This is a genomic window from Streptomyces sp. NPDC052299 (assembly GCF_040679335.1).
In the GTDB taxonomy this organism is placed as follows: Bacteria; Actinomycetota; Actinomycetes; order Streptomycetales; family Streptomycetaceae; genus Streptomyces.
Genome location: NZ_JBFAUP010000016.1, coordinates 54532 through 75230, shown reverse-complemented (window position 1 = coordinate 75230; position 20699 = coordinate 54532). Strand labels below are relative to the sequence as shown.

Annotated in this window: 19 protein-coding genes; 13 read left to right on the top strand and 6 right to left on the bottom strand. The window is 70.9% G+C overall.

Annotated elements, in window-relative coordinates:
* The first annotated feature begins 12 nt into the window (after positions 1–12).
* The 7 genes from AB0L33_RS25595 (at position 13) to AB0L33_RS25565 (ending at position 6065) form a co-directional block, all read left to right on the top strand.
* Positions 13–807 (top strand): FtsQ-type POTRA domain-containing protein, encoded by a 795-nt coding sequence (locus AB0L33_RS25595; RefSeq protein ID WP_365685148.1) that lies wholly within the window; start codon positions 13–15, stop codon positions 805–807.
* 276 nt (positions 808–1083) lie between these two features.
* Positions 1084–2307 (top strand): cell division protein FtsZ, encoded by a 1224-nt coding sequence (ftsZ, locus tag AB0L33_RS25590; RefSeq protein ID WP_328899754.1) that lies wholly within the window; start codon positions 1084–1086, stop codon positions 2305–2307.
* A gap of 17 nt (positions 2308–2324) precedes the next feature.
* Positions 2325–3062, top strand: coding sequence for a peptidoglycan editing factor PgeF (gene pgeF, locus AB0L33_RS25585; RefSeq protein WP_365685146.1), 738 nt, complete (start codon positions 2325–2327; stop codon positions 3060–3062).
* A gap of 6 nt (positions 3063–3068) precedes the next feature.
* Entirely contained in the window at positions 3069–3788 is a 720-nt protein-coding gene (locus AB0L33_RS25580) for a YggS family pyridoxal phosphate-dependent enzyme (RefSeq protein ID WP_365685144.1), read from the top strand.
* Between the two features lie 125 nt (positions 3789–3913).
* On the top strand, positions 3914–4531 hold the full coding sequence (gene sepF / locus AB0L33_RS25575; protein ID WP_018104459.1) for a cell division protein SepF: 618 nt from the start codon (positions 3914–3916) through the stop codon (positions 4529–4531).
* Positions 4532–4603: 72 nt separating this feature from the next.
* Positions 4604–4888, top strand: coding sequence for a YggT family protein (locus tag AB0L33_RS25570; protein ID WP_018104460.1), 285 nt, complete (start codon positions 4604–4606; stop codon positions 4886–4888).
* A 49-nt stretch (positions 4889–4937) separates the two neighbouring features.
* Entirely contained in the window at positions 4938–6065 is a 1128-nt protein-coding gene (locus AB0L33_RS25565) for a DivIVA domain-containing protein (RefSeq protein WP_132902200.1), read from the top strand.
* 226 nt (positions 6066–6291) lie between these two features.
* Here the strand turns inward: AB0L33_RS25565 and ileS are convergent, their stop codons facing one another.
* Positions 6292–9435, bottom strand: a complete 3144-nt coding sequence (gene ileS / locus AB0L33_RS25560) for an isoleucine--tRNA ligase (RefSeq protein WP_365685141.1) — start codon at positions 9433–9435, stop codon at positions 6292–6294.
* Between the two features lie 550 nt (positions 9436–9985).
* On the opposite strand from ileS, the gene AB0L33_RS25555 reads away from it, so the two are divergent.
* From AB0L33_RS25555 to AB0L33_RS25535, 5 genes are all read left to right on the top strand, one after another.
* The gene (locus tag AB0L33_RS25555) at positions 9986–10627 is read left to right on the top strand and encodes a TraR/DksA C4-type zinc finger protein (RefSeq protein ID WP_365685140.1); all 642 of its coding nucleotides are present in this window, start codon (positions 9986–9988) and stop codon (positions 10625–10627) included.
* Positions 10628–10684: 57 nt separating this feature from the next.
* Positions 10685–11338 carry a signal peptidase II gene (lspA, locus tag AB0L33_RS25550; RefSeq protein WP_365685138.1) on the top strand — a complete coding sequence of 218 codons (654 nt, stop codon included), beginning with the start codon at positions 10685–10687 and terminating at the stop codon, positions 11336–11338.
* Positions 11339–11361: 23 nt separating this feature from the next.
* A complete protein-coding gene (locus AB0L33_RS25545) occupies positions 11362–12303 on the top strand; it encodes an RluA family pseudouridine synthase (protein WP_365685136.1) in 942 nt (313 codons plus the stop codon).
* A complete protein-coding gene (locus tag AB0L33_RS25540; RefSeq protein WP_365685134.1) occupies positions 12300–12776 on the top strand; it encodes a GNAT family N-acetyltransferase in 477 nt (158 codons plus the stop codon). Before AB0L33_RS25545 ends, AB0L33_RS25540 begins: the two co-directional genes overlap by 4 nt.
* 108 nt (positions 12777–12884) lie before the next feature.
* Positions 12885–14471 (top strand): Na+/H+ antiporter, encoded by a 1587-nt coding sequence (locus tag AB0L33_RS25535; protein ID WP_365685133.1) that lies wholly within the window; start codon positions 12885–12887, stop codon positions 14469–14471.
* A gap of 18 nt (positions 14472–14489) precedes the next feature.
* On the opposite strand, the gene AB0L33_RS25530 is transcribed toward AB0L33_RS25535, so the two are convergent.
* The gene (locus tag AB0L33_RS25530; RefSeq protein WP_365685131.1) at positions 14490–15623 is read right to left on the bottom strand and encodes a mechanosensitive ion channel domain-containing protein; all 1134 of its coding nucleotides are present in this window, start codon (positions 15621–15623) and stop codon (positions 14490–14492) included.
* A 37-nt stretch (positions 15624–15660) separates the two neighbouring features.
* On the opposite strand from AB0L33_RS25530, the gene AB0L33_RS25525 reads away from it, so the two are divergent.
* The gene (locus AB0L33_RS25525; RefSeq protein ID WP_365685129.1) at positions 15661–16239 is read left to right on the top strand and encodes a dienelactone hydrolase family protein; all 579 of its coding nucleotides are present in this window, start codon (positions 15661–15663) and stop codon (positions 16237–16239) included.
* Between the two features lie 51 nt (positions 16240–16290).
* Here AB0L33_RS25525 and AB0L33_RS25520 read toward each other — a convergent pair whose 3' ends face one another.
* The 4 genes from AB0L33_RS25520 to AB0L33_RS25505 form a co-directional block, all read right to left on the bottom strand.
* A complete protein-coding gene (locus AB0L33_RS25520; protein WP_365685127.1) occupies positions 16291–17283 on the bottom strand; it encodes a zinc metalloprotease in 993 nt (330 codons plus the stop codon).
* A gap of 366 nt (positions 17284–17649) precedes the next feature.
* Entirely contained in the window at positions 17650–18501 is an 852-nt protein-coding gene (locus AB0L33_RS25515) for a thioredoxin domain-containing protein (protein WP_365685125.1), read from the bottom strand.
* A gap of 47 nt (positions 18502–18548) precedes the next feature.
* Positions 18549–19268, bottom strand: coding sequence for a hypothetical protein (locus tag AB0L33_RS25510; RefSeq protein ID WP_365685124.1), 720 nt, complete (start codon positions 19266–19268; stop codon positions 18549–18551).
* A gap of 37 nt (positions 19269–19305) precedes the next feature.
* A complete protein-coding gene (locus AB0L33_RS25505; protein WP_365685122.1) occupies positions 19306–20631 on the bottom strand; it encodes a DUF2252 domain-containing protein in 1326 nt (441 codons plus the stop codon).
* Positions 20632–20699 lie beyond the last annotated feature (68 nt).

Here is a 20699-nt window from a genome sequence, read left to right as displayed (position 1 = left end):
TAAGGAGCGAGCGTGGCCGGACCGACGACCGCCCAGCGCGGTGCAGGGAAGCAGGAGGACGCCCCGGACCGGCCGCCGCGCCCACGCCCCGAGGGGCGCCGCCTCTCCCGGCGCCGGCTGCTGCTCCTGATCGCCGGAGCCGTGCTGCTGCTCGGCTCCGGCGTCGTCTGGGCGCTGTACGGCTCCTCCTGGCTACGGGTCGAACAGGTCAGGATCACCGGAGTCCGGGTGCTGACGCCGGCCGAGGTGGAGAGCGCCGCGGCGGTCCCGATGGGCGCCCCGCTCGTCACCGTGGACACCGGCGCGATCGAGAAGAGGTTGCGCCAGAAGTTGCCTCGTATCGACAAGGTGGATGTCGTTCGGTCATGGCCGCACGGCATCGGACTTAAAGTGACCGAACGAAAGCCGGTCCTGTTGGTGAAAAAGGGCGAAAAGTTCATCGAAGTGGACGACGAGGGCGTCCACTTCGCGACGGTGGACAAGTCGCCCGGGCACGTGCCTCTGCTGGAAGTGGCCAAGGGCCGCTCCGCGAGCCTGCGCCGCTTCGGCAGTGATCGGCTGGTGCGGGAAGCGGTCCGGGTCGCGGGTGCTCTCCCGGACGGTGTCGCCGAGGACACCCGGGTCGTCCGGGTCGACTCGTACGACGCCATCTCCCTGGAACTCAGCGGGGATCGCACGGTGATGTGGGGAAGCGGTGGAGCGGGTGCGGTGAAGGCGAAAGTCCTCACCGCTCTCATGAAGGCCGCACCCAAAGCGGGACACTTCGACGTGAGTGCCCCCACCGCTCCTGCGGTGTCGGGTGGTTGACGCACATTTGGCCTGGCCAGCACCCTGGTTGGTCAGCGCTACGGGTGATCACATAGGGTGAAAAGAAAAACGGGAGGTTCGGCGTGTTCGTTGAACGTGCGCCACTTGTCGACTTAGTGTCCTGTTCGGAAGAGTCCATGAAGCAGACACACTGGTAACCCTAAACTTGAACGTTAGGGTTTGGGTCGGCGTTCGGACCGTCCCAATCGGCATCCGTCGTCGCGGCGGGATCACCGCGAAGCGACGACACGTAACTCGAGGCGAGAGGCCTTCGACGTGGCAGCACCGCAGAACTACCTCGCAGTCATCAAGGTCATCGGTGTCGGCGGCGGTGGTGTCAATGCCATCAACCGAATGATCGAGGTCGGTCTCAAGGGCGTCGAGTTCATCGCGATCAACACGGATGCGCAAGCCCTGTTGATGAGCGACGCCGACGTCAAGCTCGACGTCGGCCGCGAACTCACCCGCGGCCTCGGCGCCGGGGCGAACCCGGCCGTCGGTCGTAAGGCGGCAGAGGACCACCGTGAGGAGATCGAGGAGGTCCTCAAGGGGGCCGACATGGTCTTCGTCACCGCAGGCGAAGGCGGCGGCACCGGCACCGGTGGCGCACCCGTCGTCGCCAACATCGCGCGCTCGCTCGGCGCCCTGACGATCGGTGTGGTCACCCGCCCGTTCACCTTCGAGGGCCGGCGCCGCGCCAATCAGGCGGAGGACGGCATCGCCGAGCTCCGCGAAGAGGTCGACACCCTCATCGTCATTCCCAACGACCGGCTGCTGTCCATCTCGGACCGCCAGGTCAGCGTGCTCGACGCGTTCAAGTCGGCCGACCAGGTCCTGCTCTCGGGCGTCCAGGGCATCACCGACCTCATCACCACCCCCGGCCTGATCAACCTCGACTTCGCCGACGTCAAGTCGGTCATGTCCGAGGCCGGTTCCGCGCTCATGGGCATCGGCTCCGCCCGCGGCGACGACCGCGCGGTGGCCGCCGCGGAGATGGCGATCTCCTCGCCGCTCCTGGAGGCGTCCATCGACGGCGCCCGCGGTGTCCTGCTCTCCATCTCCGGCGGCAGCGACCTCGGTCTCTTCGAGATCAACGAGGCCGCCCAGCTGGTGAGCGAGGCGGCCCACCCGGAGGCGAACATCATCTTCGGCGCGGTCATCGACGACGCCCTCGGCGACGAGGTGCGGGTCACCGTCATCGCGGCGGGCTTCGACGGCGGACAGCCGCCGGCCCGGCGGGAGAACGTCCTCGGTGCGAACAGCGCCAAGCGCGAGGAGCCGGCCCCGACGCCGGTCCGGTCCGCGCCCGAGCCGGTGCGCCAGTCCGGCGGGCTCGGTTCGGTGCCGCCGCGCGAGGAGCCGCCGGTGCAGGCCGAGCCGGTTCCGGTGTCGGGTGAGACCCACCTTCCGCCGGTCGTCTCGCCGCCGCACGTTCCGCCGGCCCGTCCCTACTCGGACTCCCAGGCCGAAGAGCTGGACGTTCCGGACTTCTTGAAGTGATAGGTCCGCATGACACTGTGAGCCCGACGGTCTCTGTCTTTTCGCGGGGCGGCGCTCACTTCTCCTTCACCGACAGGTGGGGCGGAGTGAGCGCCGCCCCGTACGCGGAGCTCAATCTCGGCGGCGCGGTCGGCGACGACCCCGCCGCCGTTCTCGCCAACCGCGAGCGGGCCGCGCGCGCCCGGGGACTCGATCCGGCCCGGGTCGTCTGGATGAACCAGGTCCACGGCCGGGACGTGGCCGTGGTCGACGGACCCTGGGGCGAAGCGGCCGAGATCCCCGCCGTGGACGCGGTAGTCACCGCGCGGCGCGGACTGGCGCTCGCCGTGCTGACCGCCGACTGCACGCCCGTCCTGCTCGCCGACCCGGAGGCCGGCGTCGTCGCCGCGGCGCACGCCGGGCGGCCGGGGCTGGTGGCCGGCGTCGTGCCGGCCGCGGTCGGGGCCATGGTCCGGCTGGGCGCGGAGGTCTCCCGGATCACCGCCCGGACCGGGCCCGCCGTCTGCGGGCGGTGCTACGAGGTGCCGGCCGCGATGCGGGACGAGGTCGCCGCGAGCGTGCCGGGCACCTGGTCCGAGACCAGCTGGGGCACTCCCGCGGTGGACGTCACCGGCGGGGTGCACGCGCAGCTGGCCGAGCTCGGCGTCACCGACCGGCAGGCGTCCCCCTTCTGCACCCTGGAATCGGGCGACCACTTCTCGTACCGACGCGACCGCACCACCGGGCGGCTCGCCGGATATGTCTGGCTGGACTGATAGGGCATGACGGAACGCAAGGAACAACTCGCCGCGAATCTGGCGCGGGTGGAGGAACGGATCGCTTCGGCCTGCGTCGCGGCCGGCCGCAAGCGGGAGGAGGTGACCCTGCTCGTGGTCACCAAGACCTACCCCGCGAGCGATGTGCGGATTCTGTACGGACTCGGTGTGCGTCAGGTCGCGGAGAACCGCGACCAGGACGCCGCCCCCAAGGCTGCGGAATGCGCAGATCTGTCTCTCTCCTGGCACTTTGTCGGTCAGTTGCAGACCAACAAGGTCCGTTCCGTGGCCGGTTATGCCGATGTCGTGCAGTCCGTGGACCGTACGAAACTGGTGACCGCCCTCTCGACGGCGGCCGAGCGCCGCGAGCGCGAACTCGGCTGCCTCATCCAGGTCGCCCTCGACGCGGAGAGCGGCGAGCGGGGAGCCCGCGGGGGCGTCGCGCCCGACGGGATCGAGGAGTTGGCGGACGCGGTCGCCGCCGCGCCCGGGCTCCGGCTGGACGGACTGATGACCGTCGCCCCGCTCGCCGGCCCCTTCGCCGGGCGGCAACGGGCCGCGTTCGACCGGCTGATGGAATTCTCATCCCGGCTGCGCGGGAACCATCCGGCTGCGAACATGGTCTCTGCAGGGATGAGTGCGGACCTCGAGGACGCGATCGCGGCCGGAGCGACACATGTGCGCGTCGGTACTGCGGTACTCGGAGTCCGACCCGGGCTCGGGTAACGTCGCCAAGCAAGTCGGACCACAGCAGAAAATATGGTCATTACCGCCCAGGGCGGGCAGGCCGGAGTGGATCGCGGGCACTTGGTGACAGATGCCGATCCACCACAGAGCGGAGGACTCAGAGCATGGCCGGCGCGATGCGCAAGATGGCGGTCTACCTCGGCCTCGTGGAGGACGATGGGTACGACGGCCCGGGGTTCGACCCCGACGACGAATTCGAACCCGAGCCGGAGCCCGAGCGCGACCGGCGCCGGCACCAGCCCGCGCATCAGGTGGAGCGGGACCGGGAGCGCGACGAGCCGGTACGCGCGGTCCAGCCGCCGGCGCAGCGGGAGCCGGTCCAGATCCCGGCGGAGCGCGAGCGACCCGCCCGGATCGCACCCGTGGCATCCATCACACCTGAACGTCCGAACATGGAGAAGAACGCACCGGTGATCATGCCCAAGGTCGTGTCCGAGCGCGAGCCCTACCGGATCACGACGCTGCACCCCAGGACGTACAACGAGGCCCGTACCATCGGGGAACACTTCCGTGAGGGCACTCCGGTGATCATGAATCTCACGGAGATGGACGATACGGACGCAAAGCGACTTGTCGACTTTGCCGCAGGACTCGTCTTCGGTCTCCATGGCAGCATTGAGCGCGTGACACAGAAGGTGTTCCTGTTGTCGCCTGCTAACGTCGATGTCACGGCGGAGGACAAGGCCCGCATCGCAGAGGGCGGATTCTTCAACCAGAGCTGAGAACACGACACCGGGAACAACCCGGCCGAGAGGCCGGTGCTACGAGAGCCAGGGGAGAGGGAAGCGCGAGAGATGGGCGTCGCACAAAGTGTTGTCTACATCGCGTTGATGTGTTTCCTCATCGTGCTGATCTTCCGGCTCGTCATGGACTACGTCTTCCAGTTCGCACGTTCATGGCAGCCGGGCAAGCCGATGGTGGTCGTCCTGGAGACGACCTACACGGTCACCGATCCACCGCTCAAGCTCCTGCGGCGGTTCATCCCGCCGCTGCGTCTCGGGGGCGTGGCACTCGACCTGTCCTTCTTCGTTCTGATGATCATCGTTTCCATCCTGATCAGCATCGTGGTCAGGCTGTGAGCGATACGGTCTTGCCGACTGCCGACGACTACGTAGAGGTGAAGAAGAGATGCCGCTGACTCCCGAGGATGTGCGGAACAAGCAGTTCACGACGGTCCGCCTCCGAGAGGGCTACGACGAGGACGAGGTCGATGCCTTCCTCGACGAGGTCGAGTCGGAGCTGACCCGCCTGCTCCGTGAGAACGAGGACCTGCGTGCCAAGCTGGCCGCCGCCACGCGTGCCGCCGCGCAGAACCAGCAGCAGGGCATGCGCAAGCCGCCTGAGCAGCAGGACCGGCCGGGTGCTCCGGTGCCCGCCGCCATATCGGGCCCGCCGGTCCAGCAGCAGCCCCCGCAGATGGGTCCCCCCCAGCTGCCCGGTGGTGCTCCGCAGCTGCCCGCCGGTCCCAGCGGTCACGGCCCCCAGGGCCCGCACGGCCCCGGTCCGCAGGGCCCGCACGGCCCCGGCCCGATGCAGGGTGGTCCCATGGGCGGCCCGATGGGCGGTCCCATGGGCGGTCACAACCCGCAGCAGCAGATGCAGCAGATGCAGCCCCCGCCGCAGATGCAGCAGCAGGGCCCCGGCGGCGACAGCGCCGCCCGTGTCCTGTCCCTGGCCCAGCAGACCGCCGACCAGGCGATCGCGGAGGCCCGTTCCGAGGCCAACAAGATCGTCGGCGAGGCGCGCAGCCGCGCCGAGGGCCTGGAGCGGGACGCCCGCGCCAAGGCGGACGCGCTGGAGCGGGACGCGCAGGAGAAGCACCGCGTGGCGATGGGCTCGCTGGAGTCGGCCCGCGCGACGCTGGAGCGCAAGGTCGAGGACCTGCGTGGCTTCGAGCGCGAGTACCGCACGCGTTTGAAGTCCTACCTGGAGAGCCAGCTGCGTCAGCTGGAGACCCAGGCGGACGACTCACTGGCTCCGCCGCGTACCCCGGCCGCCGCCTCGCTGCCGCCGTCGCCCTCGCTGGCTCCGGCCGGTGCGGGTGCCATGGGGCACACGATGGGCGGCAACCACGGTGGTCAGCCGATGGGCGGCGGAAACCCGTCCATGGGAGGTGGTCCGTCGTACGGCGGCCAGCAGCAGATGTCGCCGGCCATGACGCAGCCGATGGCGCCGGTGCGGCCGCAGGCGCCGCAGCCGATGCAGCAGGCGCCGTCGCCGATGCGTGGGTTCCTGATCGACGAGGACGACAACTGACCGGCTTTCGCGCGGTGAGCGCGTAGCCGTCGGCAGGCAAAGGGCCGGGCCCCGGGGTTTCCCCGGGGCCCGGCCCTTTTGCGTACCCGGCCCGTCCCCGCGCCGTTTCGGGGGCTCTGCCCCCGTACCCCCGCTCCTCAATCGCCGGAGGGGCTTGATTGTGCCGCGCCGCTGCCGGCAAAGGGCCCGGCCGGAACGTTTCCCGGCCGGGCCCTTCGGGTTACGGCTACGCCTTGCGGAGGCGGAACGTCAGAGACAGGCCCTCGTCCTCGAAGGCGGTGCCGTACGTGTCGTCCGCCTCGCCCTGCGCGTAGTCCTGGGCCAGGACCTCGTCCGCGATCAGCATCGCGTGTTCGGTGAGGGCCTCCGCCGTCGCGGGGGACGCGGAGGTCCAGCGGACGGCGATGCGGTCCGCGACGTCCAGGCCGCTGTTCTTGCGGGCCTCCTGGATCAGGCGGATCGCGTCACGGGCCAGGCCCGCGCGCCGCAGCTCCGGGGTGATCTCCAGGTCCAGGGCCACCGTCGCGCCCGAGTCCGAGGCGACGGACCAGCCCTCGCGCGGGGTCTCCGTGATGATCACCTCGTCCGGCGCGAGGGTGACCGTCTCGCCGTCCACCTCCACCGAGGCCGTGCCCTCGCGCAGGGCCAGCGACAGGGCCGCCGCGTCCGCGTTCGCGACCGCCTTGGCCACCGCCTGGACGCCCTTGCCGAAGCGCTTGCCCAGCGCCCGGAAGTTCGCCTTGGCCGTGGTGTCGACCAGCGAGCCGCCCACCTCGGAGAGCGAGGCGAGCGAGGAGACGTTCAGTTCCTCCGTGATCTGGGCGCGCAGTTCCGCGGACAGGGCCTCGAAGCCCGAGGCCGCGACCAGCGCCCGGGACAGCGGCTGGCGCGTCTTGACGCCGGACTCCGCGCGCGTGGCGCGGCCCAGCTCGACCAGGCGCCGGACCAGCGCCATCTGCGCCGAGAGCGCGGGGTCGACCGCCGCCGGGTCCGCCTTCGGCCAGGACGACAGGTGGACGGACTCCGGAGCCTCCGGGGTGACCGGCACGACCAGGTCCTGCCAGACCCGCTCGGTGATGAACGGGGTCAGCGGGGCCATCAGTCGCGTGACGGTCTCCACCACCTCGTGCAGCGTGCGCAGCGCCGCCTTGTCGCCCTGCCAGAACCGGCGCCGGGAGCGGCGCACGTACCAGTTGGACAGGTCGTCCACGAACGCGGACAGCAGCTTTCCGGCACGCTGGGTGTCGTAGCCCTCCAGCGCCTGCGTGACCTGGTCGACCAGGGTGTTCAGCTCGCCGAGCAGCCAGCGGTCCAGGACGGTGCGGTCGGCGGGCGCCGGGTCCGCGGCCGAGGGGGCCCAGTCGGACGTACGGGCGTACAGCGCCTGGAAGGCCACCGTGTTCCAGTACGTGAGGAGCGTCTTGCGGACGACCTCCTGGATCGTGCCGTGGCCCACGCGCCGGGCCGCCCACGGGGAGCCGCCCGCCGCCATGAACCAGCGCACCGCGTCCGCGCCGTGCTGGTCCATGAGCGGGATCGGCTGGAGGATGTTGCCCAGGTGCTTGGACATCTTCCGGCCGTCCTCGGCGAGGATGTGGCCCAGGCAGACGACGTTCTCGTAGGAGGACTTGTCGAAGACGAGCGTGCCGACCGCCATCAGGGTGTAGAACCAGCCGCGGGTCTGGTCGATGGCCTCCGAGATGAACTGCGCCGGGTAGCGGCTCTCGAAGATCTCCTTGTTCTTGTACGGGTAGCCCCACTGCGCGAACGGCATCGAGCCGGAGTCGTACCAGGCGTCGATGACCTCCGGGACGCGGCGCGCCTCCAGGCCGCAGCCCTCGTGCGTACAGCCGAAGGTGACGTCGTCGATGAACGGGCGGTGCGGGTCCAGGTCCGAGAGGTCCGTGCCGGAGAGCTCGCCCAGCTCGGCGCGCGAGCCGACACAGGTGAGGTGGCCCTCCTCGCAGCGCCAGATCGGCAGCGGGGTGCCCCAGTAGCGGTTGCGGGACAGCGCCCAGTCGACGTTGTTGGTCAGCCAGTCGCCGAAGCGGCCGTGCTTGACGGAGTCCGGGAACCAGTTGGTCTTCTCGTTCTCCTGGAGCAGCCGCTCCTTGACCGCCGTGGTGCGGATGTACCAGGACGGCTGCGCGTAGTACAGCAGCGCGGTGTGGCAGCGCCAGCAGTGCGGGTAGCTGTGCTCGTACGGGACGTGGCGGAAGAGCAGGCCGCGGTCCTTCAGGTCCTCGGTCAGCGCCTCGTCGGCCTTCTTGAAGAAGACCCCGCCGACCAGTGGCAGGTCCTCCTCGAAGGTGCCGTCGGGGCGGACCGGGTTGACCACCGGCAGCCCGTACGCCTTGCAGACCAGGAGGTCGTCGGCGCCGAACGCGGGGGACTGGTGGACCAGACCCGTACCGTCCTCGGTCGTCACGTACTCGGCGTTGACGACGTAGTGCGCCTCGGCGGGGAAGTCGATCAGGGCGAACGGGCGCTCGTACGTCCAGCGTTCCATCTCGCGGCCCGTGAACGACTGGCCGGTGAGCTCCCAGCCCTCGCCGAGCGCCTTCTCCACCAGCGGCTGTGCGACGACCAGCTTCTCCTCGCCGTTCGTCGCGACGACGTAGGTGACGTCCGGGTGCGCGGCGACGGCGGTGTTGGAGACCAGGGTCCACGGGGTCGTCGTCCAGACCAGGAGCGCCGCCTCGCCGGCCAGCGGGCCCGAGGTGAGCGGGAAGCGCACGAAGACCGAGGGGTCGACCACCGTCTCGTAGCCCTGCGCCAGCTCGTGGTCGGAGAGGCCGGTGCCGCAGCGCGGGCACCACGGGGCGACGCGGTGGTCCTGGACCAGCAGGCCCTTGTTGAAGATCTCCTTCAGCGACCACCACACGGACTCGACGTACTCGGGGTCCATCGTCCGGTACGCGTCGTCCAGGTCGACCCAGTAGCCCATGCGGGTCGTCAGCTCGGCGAAGGCGTCGGTGTGCCGGGTCACGGACTCGCGGCACTTGGCGTTGAACTCGGCGATGCCGTACGCCTCGATGTCCTTCTTGCCGTTGAAGCCCAGCTCCTTCTCGACCGCCAGCTCGACCGGCAGGCCGTGGCAGTCCCAGCCGGCCTTGCGGCCCACGTGGTAGCCCTGCATGGTCCGGAAGCGGGGGAAGACGTCCTTGAAGACGCGGGCCTCGATGTGGTGGGCGCCGGGCATGCCGTTGGCGGTGGGCGGGCCCTCGTAGAACACCCACTCGGGGCGGCCCTCGGACCGGTCGAGGCTCTTGGCGAAGACCTTGTTCTCGCGCCAGAAGTCGAGCACGGCGTGCTCGAGGGCGGGCAGGTCGACCTGGGCGGGTACCTGGCGGTACTGCGGCGATGTCATGTGCGGGCTTCCTCCGGCGGACGTCTTCCACTTCCGTCGGAGGGACGAGAACCGAGCCGGTCCCCGCGGTACCACCCTCCTTGGCCCCGGGCGTGCGCCCCGGGCCCCCTCATTGGGGTGCGATGCCGGTTCTACTGGCCCCCAGGGGCGTTCTTCCGGCGGCTCCGGGGTGATCTTCACGACGCGCTCGCCCCCGGGCTCCCACCGTCCCCGGGTCGCTGCTGGCTGCGTACGACGCTACTCGTCCCATCCACGCCTCTCGCTGAGGCCAGTGTACGGGCCCCGGGGCGCGGCGTCCGACCGGTTTACGGAGGGGCCGGGCGTGACCCGAATGGCCATACGGGCCGGACGCGGCCGGAGCGCGGCCCGGCGCGCGGCGGAAAGCCGGATTACCCGGCGGGGAGCTGGGCACAACGGATGCAGGCACACGGTGATCCGGACACGGGGAGGCGGGATGCGGCGGCGTGCCCCGTTGCCGCGGGACCGGGGTCGACTTATCGTCCCAGCACGACTCGCGAGCAAGATCACAGTGTGTGAAGGGGCCGCGGCCATGGTGGAGAAGAAGGCGCCCGGCGAGAAGACCTCCGCCAAGAAGGCGGCGACCCGGAAGACCGCGTCGAAGAAGACCACGCCCAAGAAGACCGGGGCCACCGCGGCCTCGGCGACCACGGGGGCGGCCGAGGCCGCCGATCAGACGGGAGCCCACACGGTGGTAGCCAAGAAGAGCGCGGCCGGTACCCGGACCGCGGGCGGGGACACGGCACCCGTGCCGCCCGCCCGGGGCGCCACGGCGCCGGGAGACCTGGCCGTACGGCCGGGCGAGGACCCCTGGACCCCGGAGGAGGTCGCCTCCGCGCGGGACGGGCTGACCGGCGAGGCCACCCGGCTCCGCAACGAGCTGGAGGCGTCCGGTCTCGCGCTGGCCGGGCTGATGCGGGACTCCGGCGACGGGGCGGGCGACGACGAGGCCGACACCGGCACCAAGAACATCACCCGCGAGCACGAGATGCAGCTCGCCGCCAACGCCCAGGAGATGCTGGACCAGACCGAGCGCGCCCTGGCCCGGCTGGAGGCCGGCACGTACGGGCTCTGCGAGGTCTGCGGCAAGCCGATCGGCAAGGCGCGGATGCAGGCGTTCCCCCGGGCCACGCTGTGCGTCGAGGACAAGCAGAAGCAGGAGCGACGAGGCTGATTCGCACGGGCGTGCCGTACCCTCGTCCTCAGTCGGGAACTAGGTTGAGGGACTCACGTGGCAGAGGCGGAGCGCATCATCGGTACGCCGGACATCACCGGGGCTGAGGGAAGCGGAGAGAGCGGGGCGGACGGCTCGGCCGCTTCCCCGGACCGGGACGCCCCGGTGGCCCCGGACACCGGGGCCACCGCGACGGACGCGGACGTCGACCGTTCCCCGGCCACTCGCCGGCGCCGGGTCATCCTGCTGTTCTGCGTCGCCGTCGTCGCGTACCTGCTCGACCTCGGCAGCAAGATGCTCGTCGTGGCGAAGCTGGAGCACCAGGAGCCGGTCGAGCTCATCGGTGACTGGCTGAAGCTGGACGCCCTGCGGAACTCGGGCGCCGCGTTCGGCTTCGGCGAGGCGTTCACGATCATCTTCACGATCATCGCGGCGACCGTCATCGTGGTGATCGCGCGGCTCGCGCGCAAGCTGTACAGCCTGCCGTGGGCCATCGCGCTCGGCCTGCTGCTCGGCGGGGCCCTCGGGAACCTCACCGACCGCATCTTCCGCGCGCCGGGCGTCTTCGAGGGCGCGGTGGTCGACTTCATCGCCCCCGCCCACTTCGCCGTCTTCAACCTGGCCGACTCCGCGATCGTCTGCGGCGGCATCCTGATCGTGTTCCTCTCCTTCAAGGGCCTGGACCCCGACGGCACCGTGCACAAGGACTGAGGGACGCAAGGCATACTCGACTGGTGAGTACGCAACCCGAGGTCCGCACCCTGCCCGTTCCCGATGGCCTGGAGGGCGAGCGCGTCGACGCCGCCATCTCCCGGATGTTCGGCTTCTCCCGCACCAAGGCCGCCGATCTGGCCGCCGCGGGCAAGGTGCAGGTGGACGGCTCGGTGGTCGGGAAGTCCGAGCGGGTGCACGGCGGTGCCTGGCTCGAAGTGGAGATGCCGCAGGCGCCCGCGCCCGTGCAGGTCGTCGCCGAGCCCGTCGAGGGCATGGATATCGTCCACGACGACGACGACATCGTGGTGATCGTCAAGCCGGTCGGCGTCGCCGCCCACCCCAGCCCCGGCTGGACCGGCACCACCGTCATCGGCGGCCTCGCCGCCGCCGGGTACCGGATCTCGACCTCCGGCGCCGCCGAGCGCCAGGGCATCGTCCACCGCCTCGACGTCGGCACCTCCGGTCTGATGGTCGTCGCCAAGTCCGAGCGCGCCTACACCCTGCTGAAGGCCCAGTTCCGCGACCGGGTCGTGGAGAAGAAGTACAACGCGCTGGTCCAGGGCCACCCGGACCCGATGAGCGGCACCATCGACGCCCCCATCGGCCGCCACCCCAACCACGACTACAAGTGGGCGGTCGTCGCGGACGGCAAGCCCTCGGTGACGCACTACGACCTCATCGAGGCGTACCGGGCCGCCAGCCTCCTCGACATCAAGCTGGAGACCGGGCGCACCCACCAGATCCGGGTGCACATGTCCGCCCACCGCCACCCCTGCGTCGGCGACCTCACCTACGGCGCCGACCCCACCATGGCCAAGCGCCTCGGCCTCACCCGGCAGTGGCTGCACGCGGTGAAGCTGGGCTTCGAGCACCCCGCCGACGGGAGCTGGGTCGAATTCACCAGCACCTACCCCGACGACCTCCAGCAGGCGCTGGACCGCATCGCGGCGGAGAGCCAGTGACGGCCGGGCCCCTCGCGTACACCACCAGGACCGCCGCCGACGAGCAGGACCGCGCCGCGTGCTTCCAGGTGCGCAAGGAGGTCTTCGTCGGTGAGCAGAACGTGCCCGAGGAGATCGAGTACGACGCCCACGACGCGGACGCGCTGCACGTCATGGCCGTCGCCGCCGACGGCACCGTGCTCGGGACCGGCCGGCTGCTGCACGGACCCGGCGCCGCCTCGCACACCGGCGGGGACCCGGCCGTCGGCTCGCTCGGCCGGCTCGCGGTCAGCAAGGAGGCGCGGGGCCTCGGCGTCGGCGCCGCGCTCGTGCGGGCCATCGAGGACGCGGCCCGGAGCCACGGCCTCACCGCCGTGGACCTGCACGCCCAGACGCACGCCCTGCGCTTCTACGAGCGCCTCGGCTACGAGCCGTACGGGCCCGAGTTCATGGACGCGGGCATCCCGCACCGGGCGATGCGCCGGACGATCTGACGCCCCGCCGCAGCCCCTGACCCCGGACGGCGGGGGGCGCATGGCAGGGTGAGGGGCATCGGCCGGGCATGGGACCGGGCCCGGCCGGAGCGCTTCGGAAGGCACCCCGTGGACCAGATGTCACTGCTGCTCCTGCTGCTGCTCGGAGCCGTGGTCACGGTCCCGCTGGGGGACCGGCTGAAGCTGCCGGCGCCGGTGCTGATGACGCTCTTCGGCGTCGTGCTGGCCTTCCTCAGCTTCGTGCCGAACGTCGACATCCCGCCGGAGATCATCCTCCCCGCGCTGCTGCCGCCGCTGCTCTACGCCTCGGTGCAGCGCACCTCCTGGCGGCAGTTCGCCGCGAACAAGCGGCCCATCTTCCTGCTGGCCGTCGCCCTGGTCTTCCTCACGACCGCCGCCGTCGCCGCGGTCGCCGACGCGATCGTGCCGGGGCTGCCGCTCGCCGCCGCCGTCGCCCTCGGCGCGCTCGTCGCCCCGCCCGACCCGGTCGCCGCCACCGCCGTCGCCGGGTCGGTCGGGCTGCCCCGGCGGCTCATCTCCATCCTGGAGGGCGAGGGGCTGTTCAACGACGTCACCGCGATCGTGCTGTACCACGTGGCCATCGCGGCGGCCGTCAGCGGGACCTTCTCGTGGCCCGAGGCGTTCGGGCTCCTGGTGCTGTCCGCGGTGGTCGCCGTCGCGGTGGGCGTCGCGCTCGGCTGGCTCACCATCAAGCTGATGGGGCTGCTCGGGGACGCAACCCTCCAGGTCGGCCTGACCCTGCTGGTGCCGTTCGCCAGCTACGTGCTCGCCGAGGAGCTGATGGGCTCCGGTGTGCTCGCCGTCCTGATGACCGCGATGTTCCTCGCGGAGCACACCGCGGACGCCGACGACGTCCTCGGCCGGCTCACCGGACGCACCTTCTGGGAGATCGTCGACACCCTGGTCACCGGGATCGCCTTCGGGCTCATCGGCCTCGAACTGCACAACGTGTTCGGCACGGCCGACGGGCGCCTGCTGGAGACGGCCGGCTGGGGCCTCGCGGTGGTCGCGGTCGTCGTCGGCGTACGGCTGCTCTACCTGCTCCCGGCCACCTGGCTCGCCAAGCGGCTGCACACCCGGAGGGACGTCAGCGAGGAGATCCCCACCAGCTGGCGGGAGACCGTGATCATGTGGTGGGCCGGGATGCGCGGGGTGGCCTCCGTCGCGCTGGCCCTCGCGATCCCGCTGGAGACGGACGACGGCAAGCCGTTCCCCGGCCGCGACGAGATCGTCTTCATCGCGTTCTCCGTGATCATGGTGACCCTGGTCTTCCAGGGGCTGACGCTGCCCTGGCTGGTGCGGCGGCTCGGGGTGCGCGCGGACGCGGACGCCGAGGCGGCCCTGGAGAAGGACCTCGCGATCCGGGCGGCCAAGGCGGCCCGCGAGCGGCTGAAGAAGATCGAGGCGACCGAGGACCTGCCCGAGGACGTGGTCGAGCGGCTGCACCGGCTCGCGTACGACGTGGGGGCGCGGATCAGCCCGGAGATGGTGGACGAGGAACGGCGCGACGCCTACGCCAAGCGCGTCGAACGCTTCCAGGCGGTCAGCCGGATCCAGCGCGAGATGATGTCGGCCGCCCGCCACGCCGTGCTCGCCGCGCGCAGCGAACCAGGCTCCGATCCGGAGGTCGTGGACCGGGTCCTGCGGCAGCTGGACGTGCGCAGCCTGCGCTGAGGCCCGGATCGAGGGCGGTCAGCCGCGGCCGGTGCGCGGGGTCCTGTTCCAGTCGCTCGCGGGCTTCTCGTCCTTGACGGCGCCGTTCACCGACGGCCGGACGTCGCCGGGCGGGAGTGCCGCGGGGGCCGTCGCGACCCGCGGCAGCGCGTACGGGTGGTGGTCGCGCAGCCAGGCGATCAGCTGCTCCCGGACCGCGCAGCGCGCCGTCCAGATGTCGTCCGCGTCCTTCGCCGTGACCACCGCGCGCACCTGGATCGTCGTCGGGGTGGTGTCCGTGACCGCCAGGGACCAGTTCCGGCCGTCCCAGGCGGCGCACTCGCCGAGGATGTCCCGCAGCTTGTCCCGCATCGCCTCGATCGGGGCCGAGTGGTCCAGGTGGAAGAAGACCGAGCCGGTCATCTGCGCCCCGCCGCGCGACCAGTTCTCGAACGGCTTGCCCGTGAAGTACGAGACCGGCATCGTGATCCGCCGCTCGTCCCACGTACGCACCGCGAGGAAGGTCAGCGTGATTTCCTCGATCGTCCCCCACTCGCCGTCCACCACCACGGTGTCGCCGATGCGGACCATGTCGCCGAACGCGATCTGGAGGCCCGCGAAGAGGTTGCCCAGCGTGGACTGGGCGGCGACACCGGCGACGATGCCGAGGACACCGGCCGACGCCAGCATCGAGGTGCCCACGGCCTGCATCTCGGGGAAGGTCAGCAGCATCGCCGCGACGGCCAGGGTCGTCACCACCGCGATGACCACGCGCTGGATCAGCGTCACCTGCGTCCGCACCCGCCGCACCCGCGCCGGGTCCCGGTTGTGGGCCGCCGCGTAGCGCGCGTACACCGAGTCCACGACCGCGATGGCGATCCGCACCACCAGCCAGGCCGACGCGCCGATCAGCACCAGAGTCAGCAGCCTGCCGATGCCCACCCGGTGGCTCTGGACCACGCCGAGGCCCGTCCTCGCGTACGTGCCGCGCAGCAGCGCGGCGCACATGACCAGCTGGAACGGAATGCGGCAGCGTCGCAGCAGGCCCCAGAGCGGGGTGTCGTGGTGCCGGGAGTCGGCCCGCCTCAGCAGGAAGTCGAAGAACCAGCCCGCTGCCAGGGTGAGCACCACCGAACCGCCGAGGACGATCAGCGGCCGCAGAACGTTCTCCATGCTGTCGCTCTCCATCCCTTCGAACGCAACTGGCACCATGGGCGTCATGAACATCATGCTTTTCCACTCGATGTACGGTCTGCGCCCCGCCGTGCACGCCGCAGCCGAACGGCTGCGCGCCGCAGGGCACGAGGTGCGCGTGCCCGATCTGTTCGAGGGGCACACCTTCGATTCGGTGGAGGAAGCGGAGGCGTTCCGGGAGCGGACCGGCAAGGAGGAGCTGCTGAAGCGGGCCGTGCTCGCCGCCGCGCCCTACTCGGACCAGGGCCTCGTCTACGCCGGCTTCTCGCTCGGCGCCTCGGTCGCCCAGACGCTGGCGCTCGGCGACGAGAAGGCGCGCGGGCTGCTGCTCCTCCACGGCACGTCGGACATCGCCGAGAACGCCTCGGTGGACGAGCTGCCCGTACAGCTGCACGTCGCCGACCCCGACCCGTACGAGACGGCCGACTGGCTGAACTCCTGGTACCTGGACATGCAGCGGACCGGGGCGGACGTGGAGGTCTACCGCTATCCGGGGGCAGGCCACCTGTTCACCGACCCGGAGCTGCCGGACTTCGACCGCGAGGCGGCGGAGCTGGCCTGGAAGGTCGCGATCGGGTTCCTCGCCACGCTGTGACGCGCGAAGGGCTCCGCGCGGGTCGCGCGGAGCCCTCGGCAGGGGCGGCGGTCAGCCGCGGTAAGCGGCCCAGCTGTCGCTCATCCGCTGCACCTGGCCCGGGGTGAACTGGGTCATGCAGGCGTCGTACGTGTAGTCCATGAAGTTGTGGATGGGGTCGACGCCGGTCTTGTTGGCGCACGTGTCGCGGCCGGTCGGGCACTCGTACGCGGGGCTCTTCTCCGCCGGGGTGTCGGCCACGTAGTCGCCGTTCCCGTTACAGCCGCCCTGGAACGTGTGGTACAGGCCCATCCAGTGGCCGACCTCGTGCGTCGCGGTGTCGCCCTCGTCGTAGTGCGTCGCGGGGCCGCCCGGCAGCGAGGCGTCGAGGATGACGACGCCGTCCATGGACGGGCTGGAGTTGTAGGAGCTGGGGAACGTCGCCCAGCCGAGCAGCCCGCCGCCCAGGTTGGCCGTGTAGATGTTGAGCGCGTTCTTGCCGCCCTTGCGCAGGGCCGTCTTCATCGCCTTCTCGGCCGACGAGCCGGAGGAGAGGTTGTACCAGGTGGCGTTGTCCGTGTAGTCGGTGCCGGCCAGGGAGAACTGGAAGCCGGTGGCGGTGTTGCCGGTGCCCTGGCCGCTGTACGCGGCGTTCAGCACGTTCAGCTGGCTGCTGATGTCACCCGAGGTGAGCTTGCCCGTGGTGCCGGAGTGGATGACGTGGAAGTAGACCGGGATGGTCGCGCCGGCGGCGAGCGAGGGACCGGTGAGGCGGCGTTCGGCGAGCTTCTGTCTCATCTGCTTGTCGATGGCCGCTGCCTGGGCGGTGGTGAGTTCGTCGGGATCGGCCGTGTGCTGGGGCCCGCTGGGCCGGGACTGGCGTGCCGCGGCGGAGGCCGGGGCGTCCGCGCAGGCGTCGGCGGACCTGGCCGCCGTGGCGCCGCCGGACGCTGCGTTGGCGCCGGAGGGAACGGTGAGGGGCGCCAGGGCCAGGGTTCCGGCCAGGGCGGCGATGCCGATCGCGCGGTGACGCAAACGCGGTGCTATGCGGACGGGAATGCGCACGGGGGCTCCTCGCGGATGTGGGAAGGGGAGGGGTTTCCTCACCTGACGCCGGAGATTACGTGCGCATGTCATTTCGGGGCAGAGTCGATCCGGCCCAATGGTTCAGGGTGCATACCGGGCAACGGGGAGAAAATCTTCTCCTCGGACCGAAGTTTGGAACACGGACTTCATGTATCGGTGAGCCCGGGTGGCCGGTGTGTCCGGATTCCGACCGTGCGGAAAGCCGTTCGAAACAGCGTCGTCATCGGTCGGAGACGCGCCCATCGGTGGCTGGATTGCGACGGTCGTGCGGGTGCGTCGGGGCTGATGCGGAAGGGGGGGCGGACCCGGAACGGGTCCGCCCCCCCTTCCTGTGGGAGCCGGGAATCAGCCCTTCAGGGCCGCGGCGATCGCCGTGTTGTACTCGTCCACCGTCATCGGCGCGTTCTTGCCGTCGTTGCCGGTGAGCTTCTTGCCGTCCATGACGAGGGTCGGCGTGCCGGACACGTCGTCCTTGTTCTCGTCGAAGCTCTTGGACATCTTCAGGGCCCAGGCGTCGTACGTGCCGTCCTCGACGGCCTTCTGGAAGTCCTTGTTGCCCTTGAGCTCCTTCACGGAGTCGGCCACCTTGATGAGGTAGCTGTCGTCCTTGAACTTGTCGTCGGACTCCTCCGGGTGGAACTCGGCCGAGTACAGCGCGCTCTTGTACTCCAGGAACGCGTCGGTGCTCACGTTCAGGGCGGCGCCCAGCGCGCTCAGGGCGTTCTTGGAGCCCTCGCCGCGCGTTCCGACGGATGGGTTGTCGCCGCCGAGGCTGTCGCCGTCGATGAACGACGCGCCTATGTACTGGATCTTGTACTTGCCGTCCGCGACGTCCTTGGTGACGGTCGGGCCGACGGTCTGCTCGAACGAGGCGCAGATCGGGCAGCGGGAGTCCTCGTACAGCTTCAGGGTCTTCTTGGCGCTGTCCTTGCCGATGACGACGGTGGTGCCGTCCTTGCCCGAGGTGTTCTTGGGCGCGACCACCGTCTTCTCGTCCTTGAGGGAATCCCAGTGGGACGGCTTGTTCAGCTCCATCACCGCGTAGCTGATCCCGGCGACGACGGCGAGGACCCCGACCGCCGAGCCGGCGACGATCACCTGCCGGCGGGCCTTGTCCTTCTTCGCCTGGCGCTCGCGCTCCGCGCGCAGCCGCTCGCGGGCGGCGGACTTGTTGGCCTGGCTGTTGCGCTTGCTCATGGTGGTGTTCTCCGTGTGGGTGGGTCGTACGGTGCGGGGCTCGCGATTCAGAGGGCACAGGCCCCGAGCGGCGGACCCCTCCGTCCCACGGAGTGCACGAGGAGGCGGGCGCGGCCCGGCAGCAGCGGCCCGGGCGCGGTGGCGCGGGCCCCGGTCCGCGGTGGGCGGCCCGCCGTGCGCACCACGGCCACCGCGATCAGCAACGGCCGGAGTGCCAGCAGCGCGCCCGCCCGGAGCAGCCCGGCGAGCGCCAGCTCACCGCGGTGCAGCCAGGCGGCGGCGAGCAGCCCGACCGTGACGTGGGCGGCCAGCAGGAGCCAGGGGACCAGCGGGCCGGGGGAGGCGAGCAGCGCGGCGGCGCCCTGGCCGCCCGCGGTCACCGAGGCGAGCGGGGTGCCGACGTCGCCGAGGGGCGCGGTGCCGGGGCCGAGGTCGCCGCCGCCGCACAGGACGTCGACGCCCACCGAGCGCAGGGGGCCCGCTATCGGGCCGCCCGCCGCGCCGTAGCAGAGGTGCTGGCCGGTGGTGAAGAAGGTGTCGGCGGCCAGCTCCAGGGGGACGAGGAGTCCGGCGATGGCCCCGAAGCCGCGCTGGCGGCCGGCCAGGGCGTAGGCCGCCGCGAAGACGGCCCCGGCCAGCACGGCGACGGGGACCAGGGGCAGTGCGACCTGGGAGAGCAGGACGTGGGACGCGGCGGAGAGCGTCACGACCAGCGCTGTGAAAAGCGCCGCGCGTGCCGCTCTGAGCTGCGTCCCGGATATGTCCATCGCCCAGGAGTGTCGCATGCGAACCTGTAAGCGACCCCTAAAGCCCCGGGATGCGGCCGTTGCGGAAGAGGTCCACGAAGATCTGGTGGTCCGCGCGGGCCCGGGCGCCGTAGCTGTGGGCGAAGTCCACGAGCAGGTCCCCGAAGCCCTCCTCGTCGGCCGCGATGGCGGCGTCGATCGCCCGCTCCGTGGAGAACGGCACCAGTGAGTGGCCGCTCTCGTCGTCCGCCGCCGAGTGCATCGTGGCCGTGGCCCGGCCGAGGTCGGCGACGACCGCCGCGATCTCGTCGGGCTCGTCGATGTCGGACCAGTCCAGGTCCACCGCGTACGGCGACACCTCGGCGACGAGCTGGCCGGCCCCGTCGAGCTCGGTCCAGCCGAGCCAGGGGTCGGCGTGGGCCTGGAGGGCGCGCTGCGAGATCACCGTGCGGTGGCCCTCGTGGTGGAAGTAGCCGCGCACGGCCGGGTCCGTGATGTGCCGGGAGACGGCCGGGGTCTGGGCCTGCTTGAGGTAGATCACGACGTCGTTCTCCAAGGCGTCGCTGTTGCCCTCCAGGAGGATGTTGTACGAGGGCAGCCCCGCCGATCCGATGCCGATGCCGCGCCGCCCCACGACGTCCTTGACCCGGTACGAGTCGGGCCGGGTCAGGCTCGACTCGGGCAGCGTCTCCAGATAGCCGTCGAACGCGGCCAGCACCTTGTACCGCGTGGCCGCGTCCAGGTCGATCGCGCCGCCGCCCTCGGCGAACCGGCGCTCGAAGTCGCGGATCTCGGTCATCGAGTCCAGCAGCGAGAACCGGGTCAGCGAGCGGGCGGTGCGCAGCGCGCCGAGCAGCGGCCCCTCGGCGGTGTCCAGCGTGAAGGGGGGAACCTCGTCGTTCTTGGCGCCCGTGGCCAGGGCGCGGATGCGCTCGCGGTAGGCCGCCGCGTAGATCCGTACCAGTTCGGTGATCTGGTCGTCGCCCAGCGCTTTCGCGTACCCCAGCAGGGCGACGGAGGCGGCGAAGCGCTTGAGGTCCCAGGTGAAGGGGCCCACGTACGCCTCGTCGAAGTCGTTCACGTTGAAGACGAGGCGGCCGTTGGCGTCCATGTAGGTGCCGAAGTTCTCCGCGTGGAGGTCGCCGTGCATCCAGACCCGGCCGGTGCGCTCGTCCAGATACGGGCCGCCGTGCCGCTCGTGCTCCAGGTCGTTGTAGAACAGGCAGGCCGTGCCCCGGTAGAACGCGAAGGCGGAGCCCGCCATCTTGCGGAACTTGACCCGGAAGGCGGCCGGATCCGCCGCCAGGAGCTCCCCGAAGGCGGTGTCGAAGACCTCGAGAATCTGCTCCCCGCGCCGCTCCGCGCCGGTCTGCGTGTCCGACATCTGTGACTGCCTCCTGGTGCCTGACCTGGGTGATGACGTGCATGACAAAAGGGACGGGTGGTCCCGCC